The organism is Sphingopyxis fribergensis (assembly GCF_000803645.1).
In the GTDB taxonomy this organism is placed as follows: Bacteria; Pseudomonadota; Alphaproteobacteria; order Sphingomonadales; family Sphingomonadaceae; genus Sphingopyxis; species Sphingopyxis fribergensis.
Genome location: NZ_CP009122.1, coordinates 4,552,689 through 4,566,680, shown reverse-complemented (window position 1 = coordinate 4,566,680; position 13,992 = coordinate 4,552,689). Strand labels below are relative to the sequence as shown.

General features: G+C 62.2%; 14 protein-coding genes and 1 pseudogene. 6 read left to right on the top strand and 9 right to left on the bottom strand.

Translation table 11 applies throughout. The annotated features are described in order from the left end of the window. Nucleotides 1–8: 8 nt before the first annotated feature. The 3 genes from SKP52_RS21425 to SKP52_RS21415 are packed head-to-tail and all read left to right on the top strand — an operon-like array spanning nt 9 to nt 1,790. Nucleotides 9–599, top strand: a complete 591-nt coding sequence (locus SKP52_RS21425) for a biliverdin-producing heme oxygenase (protein ID WP_039578581.1) — start codon at nt 9–11, stop codon at nt 597–599. Continuing rightward, entirely contained in the window at nt 583–1,005 is a 423-nt protein-coding gene (locus SKP52_RS21420; RefSeq protein ID WP_052208687.1) for a YbaN family protein, read from the top strand. The genes SKP52_RS21425 and SKP52_RS21420 overlap by 17 nt, the downstream gene beginning before the upstream one ends. Continuing rightward, nucleotides 1,002–1,790 (top strand): energy transducer TonB family protein, encoded by a 789-nt coding sequence (locus tag SKP52_RS21415; RefSeq protein ID WP_228383730.1) that lies wholly within the window; start codon nt 1,002–1,004, stop codon nt 1,788–1,790. The genes SKP52_RS21420 and SKP52_RS21415 overlap by 4 nt, the downstream gene beginning before the upstream one ends. A 450-nt stretch (nt 1,791–2,240) precedes the next feature. On the opposite strand, the gene SKP52_RS21410 is transcribed toward SKP52_RS21415, so the two are convergent. Beyond that, nucleotides 2,241–4,661, bottom strand: coding sequence for a membrane-bound PQQ-dependent dehydrogenase, glucose/quinate/shikimate family (locus SKP52_RS21410; protein ID WP_052208684.1), 2,421 nt, complete (start codon nt 4,659–4,661; stop codon nt 2,241–2,243). Between the two features lie 165 nt (nt 4,662–4,826). Here SKP52_RS21410 and SKP52_RS24845 point away from each other — a divergent pair, with 165 nt between their 5' ends. Further along, the gene (locus SKP52_RS24845; protein WP_160292457.1) at nt 4,827–5,456 is read left to right on the top strand and encodes a TetR/AcrR family transcriptional regulator; all 630 of its coding nucleotides are present in this window, start codon (nt 4,827–4,829) and stop codon (nt 5,454–5,456) included. Nucleotides 5,457–5,531: 75 nt separating this feature from the next. On the opposite strand, the gene SKP52_RS21400 is transcribed toward SKP52_RS24845, so the two are convergent. Next, complete coding sequence (locus tag SKP52_RS21400; protein WP_039578579.1) at nt 5,532–6,095, bottom strand: TetR/AcrR family transcriptional regulator; 564 nt, start codon at nt 6,093–6,095, stop codon at nt 5,532–5,534. Nucleotides 6,096–6,201: 106 nt separating this feature from the next. Here SKP52_RS21400 and SKP52_RS21395 point away from each other — a divergent pair, with 106 nt between their 5' ends. Next, nucleotides 6,202–6,894, top strand: a complete 693-nt coding sequence (locus SKP52_RS21395) for a glutathione S-transferase family protein (RefSeq protein WP_039578577.1) — start codon at nt 6,202–6,204, stop codon at nt 6,892–6,894. A gap of 32 nt (nt 6,895–6,926) precedes the next feature. Here the strand turns inward: SKP52_RS21395 and SKP52_RS21390 are convergent, their stop codons facing one another. From SKP52_RS21390 to SKP52_RS21365, 6 genes and pseudogenes are all read right to left on the bottom strand, one after another. Then, on the bottom strand, nt 6,927–7,190 hold the full coding sequence (locus SKP52_RS21390) for a hypothetical protein (RefSeq protein WP_148309204.1): 264 nt from the start codon (nt 7,188–7,190) through the stop codon (nt 6,927–6,929). 107 nt (nt 7,191–7,297) lie between these two features. After that, nucleotides 7,298–8,556, bottom strand: a pseudogene (locus SKP52_RS21385) (NtaA/DmoA family FMN-dependent monooxygenase). A 144-nt stretch (nt 8,557–8,700) separates the two neighbouring features. Next, nucleotides 8,701–9,447: an NADPH-dependent F420 reductase gene (locus SKP52_RS21380; RefSeq protein ID WP_039578572.1), complete on the bottom strand. Its 747-nt coding sequence runs from the start codon at nt 9,445–9,447 to the stop codon at nt 8,701–8,703. Nucleotides 9,448–9,550: 103 nt separating this feature from the next. Next, on the bottom strand, nt 9,551–10,027 hold the full coding sequence (locus tag SKP52_RS21375) for a MarR family winged helix-turn-helix transcriptional regulator (RefSeq protein WP_052208680.1): 477 nt from the start codon (nt 10,025–10,027) through the stop codon (nt 9,551–9,553). Between the two features lie 259 nt (nt 10,028–10,286). After that, a complete protein-coding gene (locus SKP52_RS21370; RefSeq protein WP_039578568.1) occupies nt 10,287–10,712 on the bottom strand; it encodes an organic hydroperoxide resistance protein in 426 nt (141 codons plus the stop codon). A 13-nt stretch (nt 10,713–10,725) separates the two neighbouring features. Beyond that, nucleotides 10,726–11,604: an SDR family oxidoreductase gene (locus SKP52_RS21365; protein WP_039578565.1), complete on the bottom strand. Its 879-nt coding sequence runs from the start codon at nt 11,602–11,604 to the stop codon at nt 10,726–10,728. Between the two features lie 132 nt (nt 11,605–11,736). On the opposite strand from SKP52_RS21365, the gene SKP52_RS21360 reads away from it, so the two are divergent. Then, nucleotides 11,737–12,414 (top strand): TetR/AcrR family transcriptional regulator, encoded by a 678-nt coding sequence (locus tag SKP52_RS21360; RefSeq protein ID WP_039578562.1) that lies wholly within the window; start codon nt 11,737–11,739, stop codon nt 12,412–12,414. Between the two features lie 924 nt (nt 12,415–13,338). Here the strand turns inward: SKP52_RS21360 and SKP52_RS21355 are convergent. After that, nucleotides 13,339–13,980, bottom strand: coding sequence for a TetR/AcrR family transcriptional regulator (locus SKP52_RS21355; protein WP_081997472.1), 642 nt, complete (start codon nt 13,978–13,980; stop codon nt 13,339–13,341). Between the last annotated feature and the right edge of the window lie 12 nt (nt 13,981–13,992).

Sequence of the window (13,992 nt, the reverse complement as noted above, 5' to 3'; positions counted from 1 at the left end):
GAAATCCAATGACAGATGGTATCGACCTCCCGCTCTCCAAGCGCCTCAAGACGCTCACCCACGCGGCGCACGACAAACTTGATCGCTCGGTCATGTCAGCGGCAAGCTTTGCCGATCTCGAAGGCTATGCCCGCTTTGCCGAGGTTCAGTATCTCTTCCATCGCGATATCGAGCCGCTGTACGAAGTCCCCGAGCTCCAGTCGCTGCTTCCGGGGCTGGCCGACCGTCGGAAATCGGAGCTGATCGCGTTAGACCTGACCGATCTCGAACGTCCGCTTCCCGATCTGGACGAATCTCCCGCCTTTGCTCCGGGATCGACCATCGACGTGCCCACCGCGCTCGGCTGGCTCTATGTCGCGGAAGGCTCGAACATGGGCGCGGCCCTGCTGCGCAAGGAAGCTGCGAAGATTGGCCTGTCCGACGATCATGCCGCACGGCACCTGGCGCCTGCCCCCGAAGGACCCGCGGCGCATTGGCGTGTCTTCACCGCTGCCCTCGACGCGGCGGAACTGACCCCCGACGAGGAAGGTCGCGCCGTCGCCGGAGCGAACGCCGCCTTTGCCCGCGTCCAGCATTTCGTCGATGCTCGCCTCCGCTGATCCCGGTCCGGACACCCCGCTGCGGCAGGGGCGGGTTGCCCGGCTGGCATGGCTGGGGCTCGGCCTCCTGCTGGTCGGCGTGGGGTTCTTCGGCCTGTTTGTACCGCTGCTGCCGACCATAGACTTCCTGCTGCTCGCCATGCCCTGTTTTGCGAGGTCATCGCCGAGACTCGAGGCGTGGCTGCTGAATCACCCCCGTTTAGGTCCTGGAATCAACGCCTGGCGCGCCGAACGCGCCGTGCCGCGCCGCGCGAAGATATTGGCATGCGGCGGAATGAGCGCCGGCTATGTTCTGTTCTGGCTGCACGTGCGACCGGGCGTCGCGCTCTCGATCGCGGTCGTCGCCTTCCTCTTGTTCTGGGCCGTCTGGATCATCCATCGCCCAGAACCGGGCGCGAACGCATGAAGCATGCGGCCCTTTCCTTGAGCGCGACGCACGCGCGGCACCCTGCAGACGAGCAGGGCCCGCCAACCCAAGTAGAGGGCGCTCAACCGGATCCGATCTCGCGTTACAGTGACCAGCCGATGGACTGGCGAACGCGGTTTGTCGGACTGAGCGGGACGACCGCCGTATTCCTGCTGGTTGCGGCAGCAACGCTGCTCACCTGGCAGCTGGCTCGGCCGACGGTCGTGCCAAAGCCGCTGGCAGTGAACCTTCTGCCGCTAGCCGCTCCCACCGAACCCACACAGGACGTACCAGAGGGTCCCCGGCAGATCGAGCAGGAACAGCAATCGCAAGAACGCGAAGAGCAACCGGTATTGCCAGAGATCATGAACCCGCGCGTCTCTCCGGTCACACGTCCTACGCCTCCGAAAGAACAATCGCGCGCGGCCGATCCGGTCCCTGAAACGACCGCACCTAAATCGCTTGCGGCGCCGCCGGCCGACCAGGCATCGAGCAATTCCGAGGCGACGTGGGAAGCGCTGTTGCTCGCTCATCTGGAGCGCTACCGCCGCTATCCAGCCGCCGCACGCGCACGACGCGAACAGGGCGTAGCGCATGTCCGGTTCCGGATGACGCGCGACGGGCAGGTGCTCTCCTCCGAAATTATCCGATCTTCCGGTTCGTCCGCGCTCGATCGTGCCGCCCTCGATACCCTGCGCCGGGCACAACCGCTCCCAGCCGTTCCAGCCACTCGGCCCGCCCCCCTGGAGCTCGCCGTACCGGTAGAATTCTTCCTGAACCGATAGGCCGCGATGGCGGCGCGCCAGAGCTGCTTCTGATCGCTAGCAGCTAGTCAGCTTTGAGGCCGCCTGAAATCAGGACGAGCGCCGATCAATCTCAAGCTTGCATCTTCAAAAAAGATTTGTTCCCCTCGCGCGCGAAGGGAAGCTCCTGCCTGTGCGTTCCGAGCCGACATCGGATGAATATTTCGACGCCGCCAGTTCCGGCGGGGATGTCGAACGTCTTTATCGATCGTACAAGGATCGGCTTCGCCGCTATGTCGCGCGGCCTTCGGAGCGGGGCCGCCCGATCCAGAAGATGTCGTACAGGCGGCTTTCGAGAATTTTGCAGGCTGGGAGGACCGCGACGCTACCCTCAATCCCGAAGCCTTCCTGACCCTAACCTTAATCTCTGATAGAGCAGAGGGTGAATGATATCATACCGTCAATCTATGTCCGATGATGTGCAGAGGCCGGTTAATGTTCTTTCGGAAGCGCGTAAGCGATCAGCGATTTGCCGAGCTTGGTGCCGAGCGGAACATGTCCGCCTGCTGCTACCACCACGAATTGGCGCTTGGACTGATCCGACCAGTAGGTCATCGGAATGGACTGTCCGCCAGCCGGGAGGCGCGCATCCCAGACCTCCTTGCCGGTTCGAATATCAAACGCACGGAACATCCGCTCCTGCACGCCTGCCATGAACACGAGCCCACCGCGCGTCACGATCGAGCCGCCGACATTGGGCAGGCCTATGGTGATCGGCAGCATCATCGGAATGCCGAGCGGGCCACTGTCACGCGCAGTGCCGATGGGACGGTTCCAGATGACCTTGCCGGTTCGCAGGTCGACAGCAGTGAGCAGGCCCCAGGGCGGCGCGTTGCACGGCGTGCCGAGCACCGACAGGAACGGCTGCACGTCCACCGCGAACGGGGTGTTTTCCATCGCCTGTCCGGCTGCCGGATTGGCATGGGGATCTTTGCCGACCACTCCCCAGCCCCGTTTGCGCGCGTCTGCACGGGTATAGAGCTGGTCGTAATTGGGCATCCGATTGGAGTTGACGATCATGATCATGCGATCGCGATCGATCGACACGCTGCCCCAGTCGCTTCCTCCAAGGTAGCCCGGAGAGACGAGGTTTGGGCGGTCGATTTGCGGTGGCGTCAGCGGTCCGTCGTACCGAGCCTGCTTGAACTTGATCCGGCACAGCATCTGATCGAGCGGCGTCACACCCCACATGTCGGCTTCGGTCATGTCAGGGCCGCGGAAGGATGGCATGCCGACTGAGAAGGGCTGGGTGGGAGACAGCCGCTCGCCCGGCGCGATCGGACCTTGCGGAACTGGGAGTTCGGCGACGCTACGCAAGGGATTACCGGTGCGTCGGTCCAGCACGAAAACCTCGCCGCGTTTGGTGGGCTGGATCAGGGCGGGAACCGTCGCATTCCCTACCGGGAGGTCGATCAAAGTCGGTTGCGAGGCGACGTCATAGTCCCACAGGTCATGATGAACCGTCTGGAAGCGCCAGCGCAGTCCGCCCGTATTCGCATCGATCGCGATCACCGAGGAGGCGAGAAATTCGTCGAATGGCCGACGCTGGCTACCGTAGTAATCGGGCACGGCATTACCAGTTGGAAGGTAGACCAAGCCAAGCTTCTCGTCCGCGCTGATGGGCGCCCAGCTGTTCGGGGTGGAGTAGGTGTAATGCGCGTCGCCGGTTGGCTCCGAATGATCTTCTGGACGGGCGACATCGAACGCCCAGGCAAACTTGCCGGTGACGGCATCATAGCCGCGGATCACGCCGGACGGCTCGCCCCAATACTGCCCATCCAAAACACCGCCGCCCACGACGATCTTGCCGCGGATGATCTGGGGCGCTGAGCTGACGTAGTAATAGCCGTCCGGGACCTTGCCCATGCCGGTCAGCAGGTCTGTGCGTCCATTGTTTCCGAACCGTGAACAGAGGCGGCCGGTCCTGGCGTCCAATGCCACGAGTTTGGCATCCGGGCTGGCCCAGATGATCCGCTCGGCACAAACGCCAGAGACATCTGGCGTCCGGTAGTAAGCGACGCCGCGGCAAAAGCGGGAGATCGCCTTGCCGGAGTCCGGTTCATTGTGCGTCCAACGGCGTCTGCCTGTTTCGGCATCGAGCGCGACGACCATGCTGTAAGGTGTGCACGCATATAAAGTGTCCCCGACCTTCAGCGGCGTGACTTCGAGACTGGACAGCTTGTCACCCGGCGCCGGCCCCATATCGGCGGTCCAGGCGACCGTCAGGCCGTTCACATTGTCAGGCGTGATCTGGTCGAGCGGACTGAAACGGCTGCCGCCTTGGTCGTTACCCCAGTGCAGCCAGTCGCCAGGAACACCTTCGAATGCGGCAACGGCTGTTTGCGGCAGTGAATCCTGTGCGCCGGTCTGAAATAATGGATCGGCTGGCGCCGCACGGAACGTGTGCAAACCGCCGCCGAGGGCCAGCGCTGCTACGCCCCCGAAGGCGAAGACAACGCCGCCGCGCGGCATCCGACTGGTGCTGCGAGTGGCGCGCTGGATCGAGGGAAGCAGTAGAACCAGTGCGAGAACTGCGGGGCCGACAAGACGCGGGACCAAGGACCAGCCCGTGAACCCTACCTCCCAGACGGACCACCCCACGGTAGCAACGAGCATTGCCCCGAACAGCCACTGGCCGCGCCGATCACCGCGCCAGAGGAGCACGGCACTGGCGACCACGGCGAGGCCGGTCAGCAGATAATATAGGGAGCCACCAAGTGCGAGGAGATAAGCTCCGCCGGCGGCGAGGAACACTCCAATCGAGAGCAGCAGCACTGCGACCGTTCGAAGAACGGTGCGATCGAAACGCGACGCGCGCCCCGCATGTTCGTGTCCAGGTGTTGTTTGCTGCATTCCCGCCTCCTTTGCCGTGAGAGCGCGAAAGGCACGCTGGGCCAGTCGCCGACGGATTCATAAAATGATACCCGTGGGTTCTTTATTCGCCATGCGCAAAAAATGCAACCGGCAAGTTTATTTAATCCGCCAATTGTATAGAATGGCGCCATGGGAAGCGTGCACATGACAAAGAAGCGTTCAGTGGGACGTCCGACCCGCGAGCAGGCTGCGGCCATCGATGACGAGATCCTTGCCGCAGCGCGAGACGTGTTCTGTCGCGATGGATTTTCCGATGCGTCCATGAACGAGATCGCGGAACGGATCGGAGCATCAAAGCTGACTCTCTACCGCCGTTTTGAAAGCAAGATGGGGCTACTGGTCGCTGTGATCGATCGCAACATTGCTTCATTGCGGGCTGTCATGGACGAGACAACCGTCGCGCAAGCCTCGGCCTTGGATGCTTTGCAGCAGACCGCGATCCGTTTGTTCAATTTCCTGACCGAGCGCGACAATCTGGCGTTCGGCCTTGTGATCAGGGCAGAGTCGGCACGCTCGCCCCTTCTGCGGGAACGATGTGCCAATTGGATCTCGATCATGGAGGCGCCGCTGATCCTCCTGATCATCCGCAGTCAGGAAGAGGGGGAGATCACTCGCCACGTCAATGCCCCGACGCTCGCCAGCATCCTCAGCGATCTGATTGACGGCGTAGCTGAGCGGTTGCGGAACGAGTCCAGCAAACTTGACAGCACAGACCTGCAGGAAACATTCGAGACCAGGTGGAAGGTCTTTCTTGCCTATGCAGCAACCCGCTAGCGCTCCTCACCGACAGGATGAAAGGCGGGGCCGCGGCAGGCACAAACGTGCTCGTGTACATGTCCGCAAGCGCGTTTAAGTTGGCAAAAGCCCCGCCTCGCGGAAGCTGTCGATTGCCAAGTCATAAAAACTGAGATTTGATCGGCTTCTCGCTAATAGTTGGGCGCCCGCGATGGCGGCAAAGATCGCCCGCGCCCTCTGTTCGCTTTTCTCGACGGAAATGAGGGAAGCAGCGGATAATTGGCGGGCGATCCATGCGACATTGACGTCGGCAAAATCCTGGACTTCCTTCGCCACAGCAGCCGGCAGATCGTCATACTCGGCGGCCATGAAACTACCGAGGCACATTCGGTTGTTAGTCTGGAGTGCCGTACGGAATGTATCCGGATAGCGGCGCAGACACGCGATCGGATCCGGCGTCTCGTTCGACATGATTTCCAGAGCCGCTGCAGCATCCTCCCGATAACGCCTCGCTACCGCCGCACCGAGATCGGCTTTGCTGGGAAAATAATAATGGATGCTGGCCGACTTGATGCCCACGTCCTTCGCGAGATCGCGAAAATTCAGACCGCCATAGCCATGCGCCTGCGCGGTCCGCTTGGCGGCGCTCAGGATCAGCTCCCTGGTGTTCGTGCTCATTCCAATACCTGCAAAGTCTGCTGCCTATCAAATGGCAGATAGGCATTGACGCATTGATCGCGACAGACGTACTATATCTATCAACTGCCAGATAGAGGGAATGTCCATGAGAATCTTTGATCGAGAGGCTGCTCCCCATCCGGCCCGGGTCCGCATCGTCGTCGCTGCAAAAGGCCTGGAGGACCAAATCGAATTCGTCAGTGTCGATCTGATTGCCGCTGAACAGAAGCAGCCGGGTTTCCTCGCGATGAACCCGATCGGAAAGATCCCCGTTCTGGAGTTGCCCGATGGCACGATCATTTCTGAATCCACCGCCATTACCGAGTATCTCGATAATCTGGATGGCAACCCGATCCTGACCGGCACAACACCGCGTGAGAAGGGGCTCATCCACATGATGCAACGTCGCGCCGAGATGATGTTGATCGATGCCGTCGACGATTATTTTCATTATGGCACCCCTGGTCTTGGCCCCACGCTGCGACCGTGGCGGATGCCGGACTGGAGCGGCGCAAAGGAATGGGGGCAGCGGCGCGGAGCATATGCCGTGGCCAATATGCCCTATTTCAATGATGTGCTGGCAAAGCAGCCTTTCCTGGCCGGCGATCAATTTTCCATGCCCGACGTAACTTTGTTTGCCGGCCTGATGTTCGCCGAGATTGTTGGCTTGCCGATCGCTCTTGAACTCACCGCTCTTCACACATGGCGCAGCAACGTAGCAGATCTGCCGGCCGTGAAGAATCGGAGCGGTCAGACCCCGCTACCAGAAGATCTGGCACGCCACGGTGACGCGGAATAGACGACCTCGGGCGCACCGCGGTCGCCGGCGATCTACCGTCGATCGGCCGGCACATTGGCGTCGAAGGCGGGAACCTTGCCGCCGATGGCCCGGGGGTGGAAGCGTGGCCGGGGACAGCGCGTCGGTATCGGCGCAGCCTCGCGCGCGGCGGCGCGCAGCTCCGGGTCCACCAGCGAGAGATTCACAGCCGACCGTGTCGGGACCTGCGCCATGGCAATGGCGTGCGGGAGGGCTGCGGCAGCCAGAGCAGCAATGGAGCTGAAGGCGAGGTCGCACCGGGTCAGATCCAGCGTCATTCTTCATCCTGAGCATAAAGGATGAGGCAACGACTATGGGCGGAGCGGCTTTTCCGTCGTGATTTCCGCAGTCACGCGCACCCACATGGTTCTGCTTGCTCCTGCCGTCACCGGACGATCCGTGGATCGAGCCCGTATTGCGCGGGCGCGCCCAGGTGATCGCGCAGCGTCGTGCCGGCATAGTCCCGGTGGAACAGATCGCGCGCCTGGAGGATCGGAACGACCTGATCTACGAACGGACCCAGCCCGTCCTCATACACGTCGGGAGCCACCCAGAAGCCATCGGCCGCTTCGGCCTCGAACCATGCCTGCATGTGATCTGCGACCTCGGTAGGCGGACCCGCCACGACCGGCTGATAGTCGATCACGCCGTGCGCGAGGATATCGCGCACCGACCATCCCTCGCGCGCGACCTCCAGCGCCCGCACCGCGCGGGGATCTCCGGACGACGGGCGGGCAGCGGCGAGCTGCTGCGGCGATAGCGGTTCGTCGAGCTGGGCTGGATCGATCCGCACTCCCAGCATCTGCTGCAGATACCCCGCGCGCTGCGGGAACGTCCGTTCGGTCAGCGTGATGCGGCGATCGAGCGCGGCGCGCTTGTCATCGGCGATCGTGGTCATCAGGCCGGCAATGAACTTGATCTCGTCGGGATCGCGACCGGCGCGTTCGGCGGCGTTCCTGAATGCCGTCCGGTGGGCGCGTCCTTCCTCGATCGTGAACGCCGCGCCGATGACCGCGCTGGCGAAGCGGCCGGCGAGAGCGAGCGCGCTGGCGCTGGCGCCGCCGGCGTGAAAGATCACGGGCTGGCCCTGCTCGGAGGGGGGATGTAGAGCGGCCCGCGCGAGGCGACGAACCGTCCGCCCAGATTGATCGGGGCCACCTCGTCGGCATTCGCGAACCGGCCGGACGCCTGGTCATGGACCCAAGCGTCCTTGCCCCAACTGCCCCAAAGCGCCTGAACGAGCTGCACCATCTCGTGTGCGCGTCCGTAGCGGTCCGCACTCGACGGAATCCGCTGGCCGTAATTCGCAGCAACATCCTCGCCGGCAGATGTGATGGCGTTCCAGCCTGCCCGCCCGTGGCTCATGATGTCGAGCGCCTTGAACTGGCGTGCGAGATTGTACGGCTCGTTGAAGGTGGTCGAGCCGGTGGCGACGAGACCGATCCGCTCGGTGCCGCGGGCAACCGCGGCGAGTGTCATCATGACGTCGAGATTGAAGCCGGGAGATTCATGTTCGATGTCGGCAGCGACCGAACTGGGGCCATCGGGCAGGAACAGGAAGTGCAGCTTGCCGCGCTCGGCGGCTTGCGCCTGCCGGACTTTCGCATCGAAGCTGGTATAGCTCAGGGGATCGACGCCCGGCATGCGCCACGAGCCGGGCAGCGAGCCGTATCCGTTGCCCAGATGCAGACCGATAATCATTTCGCGGATCATGGATTTCTCGCAGTCCACCGTTGGCCACGCACGATGGGGCAGTCCACCCCATCGTCCGGTGCATGTCGGTGTCGATTACATATAGAGTGCGCGGTTCAGGCGAGGCAGGTAGTCCGGATCGAGCTCGGTGGTCGCACCCTCCAGCCGCTCCATCCACGCCGCGCCGGCGAGGTCGCGGCGCTTCGGCAGTCGCGCCTTTTCCGCCGCGGCCAGCGCCGGCCCCATCTCGTCACGGGTCAGGTCGGTGCAATAGGCCGGTGCGCCAGGTTGTTGGCGCCAGGAATCGGCGAGACTGCCGGCGTCGAAGGCATCAAGCCCTGTGTCCTCGACCAGTGCGAGCGCGACCCGGCGATCCTCGTCGCGATCGGCGGCGACGGGGAGTGCAATCCGGCCCGGAGTGCCGGCGGGCTTGCCCTTGTTGGCAAAAGGCCCGGCGCCGATCGCGTTCCAGGCCTTGGCGATCGGGCGACCGAGCTGTTCGGCCACCCACAGGCTTTCGACTTGCCCTGCCTCGACGGCCTCGATCCGGTTATCGCGAGAGGGATAGTAATTGGACGTGTCGATCACGACCGTCTCGTCCGGGAGACCGGCGAGCAGCGGCGCGATATCGGGAATCTTGTTGAAGGGAATGGAAAGGATCACGACGTCGACATCGAGGACCGCTTCCTCTGCCGTCACCGCCCGTCCGCCGGACGAGAGGATGTCGGGGCCGATCGATGCGGGACCACGCGAGTTGGCGACCTTCACGTCGTGACCTTTCTCGCTCAACCGGTGGACGAGCGTCTTGCCGATATTGCCGGTGCCAAGAATGCCGATCTTCATGTGTGCTGTCCTTTTGCTGTGTGATCCGTGATCGGCCTGGCGATGTGCCGAAGGCGACCGTGTCTAGGGTGATGGGGTGATACGAAAGGAAGGCGACGATCCGTCATTTCGGATCGCTTTCGAACGCCGGCACGGCGAAGTCGTCTAGCGTCTGACGCAGGCCGGCGGCGCCCCGTTCGTCGAGCTTGCAGGCAGTCCTGATCTGGCCGCTGATCGCCAGGACAGCGGGGCGGAGCGCCTCGCCGGCGGGTGTCAGGTCGATGAGGACGCGCCGTTCGTCGGCGGTGTCCCGCACCCGCGTGACCGTTCCCGCTGTTGCCAACCGCTTCAGCAGCGGCGTGATGGTGCCCGTATCCATGCCGAGCTTTCCGCCCAGCTCACCCACCGTGCGCGGCGTGTCGGCAAAGAGTTCGAGCAGGACAAGATATTGCGGGAACGTCAGCCCCAGCGGTTCCAGGAACGGCTTGTGCATCCGCGCCATCCGGTTGGCTGCGCGGTACACGGCGAACGACAGCTCGTTGCCGGCCCCAGACCGATCGTCCGAGGGCGCTTCGGCCAAATAACTAGTGAGCTGTTTCATAGTGCACTAGATAATAGCGCAATCCAAAGGATACAAGATCGGGAAGTGAACTCTCTCCGAAAACCGGTCGACTTTGGCGACAGTCGGCGACCGCCCAGTGATGGCGCCGGAGGTCGTCGTGTACGCCGATGACGAGTAGCGCTCGCACCGGCCGGGAGAGCCCCGTCAGCAGTTCGACTCGGTAGCGGGACGCAGACTTGGCGATCCGGGAGCTACGGGTCCGTCGCCCCTTCCGCCAGATCCGCCTCCCGCATCGAGATCAGTTCGTCGTGACCGCGATGGCTACGTCGATATTGCCCTTCACCGCATTCGAATAGGGGCACGTCGCATGCGCCGCCTGCACGATCTCCTCGGCCGTCGCCTGATCGACCCCGGTGATCGCGACGTCGAGCGCCACTGAAAGCGCGAAACCGCCGCTGGCATTTGGCGACAAGCCCACTTCGGCCACCACCACGATGTCGGTGTCCTTTACTCTGGTCGTCTTGTTGCGGGTGACGTGGATCACGGCATTTTCGAAGCAAGCCGCATAGCCGGCCGCGAACAACTGCTCCGGATTCGTCGCGCCGCCCTTGCCGCCCATTGACGTTGGCAGCGCCAGTGGGAGATCGAGAAGGCCGTCATCGCTGCGCACGGTGCCGCTGCGGCCGCCAATTGCAGTGACTTTCGTGCTGTAGAGTGTGCTCATCGCCTGGCTCCGATCAAATCATGGCCGACATGCCGAGCGTCGTGAGCATGTCGTTTTGAATTGGGCTGACGGCCTCGTTCAGTCGCTGGACGCCGAGGTCCATGCCTTCAGGCATGACGACCGTCCGCAACGGACGCCGCTCCGTGGCCTCGACCAGTTGGGCAATGGCATCGGCCACGCGTTGGGGCCGTGGCGGATTGGCCGCGTCGTGTCCATCGTTGGAGTGGGCCTTGATCTGACCCGGTATCGCTGCGACCTCACCGTAGGATGCAAGCACGGCTTGATCGGATGGCTCCGGGCTCGAGGAGATAAGGTTGCTCGGGAACGGTCCCGGTTCGACGATGACGGAGTCGATGCCGATGCCCTTCAGTTCGTACCGATAGGATTCGGCAAGCGCCTCGAGCGCGAACTTGCTCGCGGAATAGACGCCGAAGAACGGGAAAATGACGCGGCCCATCAGGGATGTCACATGAACGAGAAGTCCGCTGCCGGCGGCACGCATATGCGGCAGAACGGCGCGATCGGTCCGCACAGCGCCGAAGAAGTTGACCGCGAATTGCCGTTCAACGTCCGCAACCGTGTAGGCTTCGGTGACCCCGACAGCCATCGTTCCGGCGTTGTTGATCAATGCGTCAATTTTTCCGTGCTGCTTGACCACCTGGTCGATCGCGGAATTGACCGAGGCCTCGTCGGCGACGTCCATTTCAAGGACTTGCAGCACATGTCCTTCGGCCTTCGCCGCGTCGATAAGTTGGCTTCGGACCGGGGCGTTTCTTCCTTCGATGTCTCGCATGGTCGCTACCACCGCGTGGCCCCGACGAGCCAGCTCCAACGCAGTGAGTTTTCCAAAACCACTGCTGGCGCCGGTCACAACAACGACTTTTCCGCTCATCTCAAGGCCTTTCTCAGTTTTCCTCGGTGCATGGCGACCCATATAGACAGACCTGTCTACCCTTGCAATCACAAATAGACAGATTAGTCTGTCTTGGTGCGGGCAAAGAATTGTAGGTGAAGGAAAGGAAAGATGCAGAAGCGCGGCGTGCGTGGGTTCGTGGATGTGGATGGGCAGTCGCTTGACGCCCTTGCCCCGCGAGAACGCATCCTGAAGACGGCGTCGGACCTGTTTTACCGGCTCAGCATCAACTCTGTCGGCATAGACCGGATCATCGCCGAAAGCGGCGTGGCCAAGATGACCTTCTACAAGCACTTTCCGTCGAAGGCCGACCTCATCGCTACCTATCTGCGTTATAAAAGTGATGCTTGGTTTCAGATGCTCGCAACCGCGACCGAAAGAGCCGGGCTATCACCGCTGGAGCGCGTCCTTGCCATTTTTGACGCACTGGAGGAGCCTTTGCGTGCGCCGTCCTTTCGGGGCTGCCCCTTCGTGAAGGGGCTGGCCGAATTCGGCCCGGAGGCTAACTCTCCAAACGTACAGGCGACCATCGCCATGTACTTCAAGCGCCTGCATGACTTTGTTGCGTCACTCATCGCGCCCTTGGCGTTGAGCATGCCCGAAAAAGCCGTGGTCCAGATCTTGTCGCTGGTTCATGGCTCGATCGTGATCGCCCAGTCGACGCGCGATCCCGCCCTCGTAGAGGCAAACCGCGATGCAGCCAGGCTGTTGCTGGAAGATAGGTTGATCTCATCGTCTGAACCTGGAGTTTGTAAGACTGCGGGGCAGACAGTCTCGGCCCCAGCGTAGCCCTGAGCCACTTCGCCGCTCGGAAACATGGCGCCGCACGCGCCCAGCAAAGACATCCCCGATGGCCGCCAGATCGCCTGGAGGATTATCAGACCCACGCCGAAGAGCGTGGGTCTGATGGCATTCCTCGCCGATGGTGGTGTCAGCGCCCCACTTTCGAGACCGAAAGGCGATGGCCCGGCGAAAAACCACGGGCGCAATCCTCCGAGCGCGAGGTCACGGAAGGCCGTCCTCTTCGCGTCATCGCATTCTCTAGTTTTTCAGCTCAGAAGCTCGAAATTTAGGAAGGCAGGTCAGGGAGGGATTGCAAGTGAGGCGCTTTACGTCGAACATGAGACCGGGGGGCAACAGCCTTGCATCGGAGGCCGATCCAATCTCGTTGTCGAGCTTCGGAGACGTATGGCCAGCCGCATCAGAATGAAGGATCGCGCGCGGCTGCTTCGGCGGCCAGCGGTGCCCCGCATCCGATCGCGCAGAATACGGCCTCGATCCTTGAGAACCTCTATCGCGCTCATTGGGGTAGTCTCACGCGATACATCGCGTCGCGTTTCGGAGCTGGGCCGCCGGAGCCCGAGGAAGTCGCCTAGGCCGCCTTCGCCAAGCTCGCCGCCTCACCCGATTTTGGCGAGCTGACCAATCCGCGCGTATCTCTATACGGTCGCGTGCAACATCGTGATCGATCATCATCGTCGCTCGAACCATCATGATGCCGTGCATCGCGACATGCTGGAGCAGTCGACAAAAGATGGATTGTCCGATTTCTCGCCAGAGAGCGTCCTGTTGGGCAAAGAGCGATTTGCCGTTTTCGAGACTGCCCTAAAGGCGATGCCGAGGATGAGGCGACGTATATTCCTCCTGGTGCGCGGTGCAATCGCAACTCTCGATATCTGCGCCTGCAATACCGAACTTCCGACGCAGCATATTTTATTCAAACTGGCCACGGCTGACTTTACAAGATGCCCCATCCTGTTCGGCGAGGCCAAGCGCGCGCATCATCAGGCAAGCGGTGTTGTGGCTCGTCGCCTCGGCATCGACAGGCGGCGAAACCGCCGTACGGTGGCCGAGACCGATGAAACAGGCCATCATTATATCGCTATAGGCTTCAAGCTCGGCAGAAGACACATCGGGCCGCGCAAGCGCTGCCAGACGGCGAATGCCCTCGCGGTAGAAGGCGGTCTGCGCCTCGAACCGCTCCGCAACCAAAGGATTCCGGCAAGCCTCCGCCAGGATCTCGTAGAACAGACTGCTATCCGTATTGTCTAGCGAGCTGCCGGCGATCGCCTTGATCGCGTCGAACATCGCAAGATCGCCCCGTTCCACGGCGTCGAAAATCGAGTACATTCCGGCGACACGAACGCGGACATTCTCCTCGACAATTGCGAGGATGATATCGTCCTTACCGGTGAAGAGGCGGTAGATCTGGCCTATGCTGACCGCCGCTTCGACCGCCAGCTCAGCCGTTGTCGTCGCGTAAAAGCCTTTCGAACCGAACAACCTGCGCGCGGCGTTGACGATTCTCTCACGCGGAGACTCCCCTTCAGCATATTTTCTTGAAACCCGGTTCATTCGTAGCCCTTC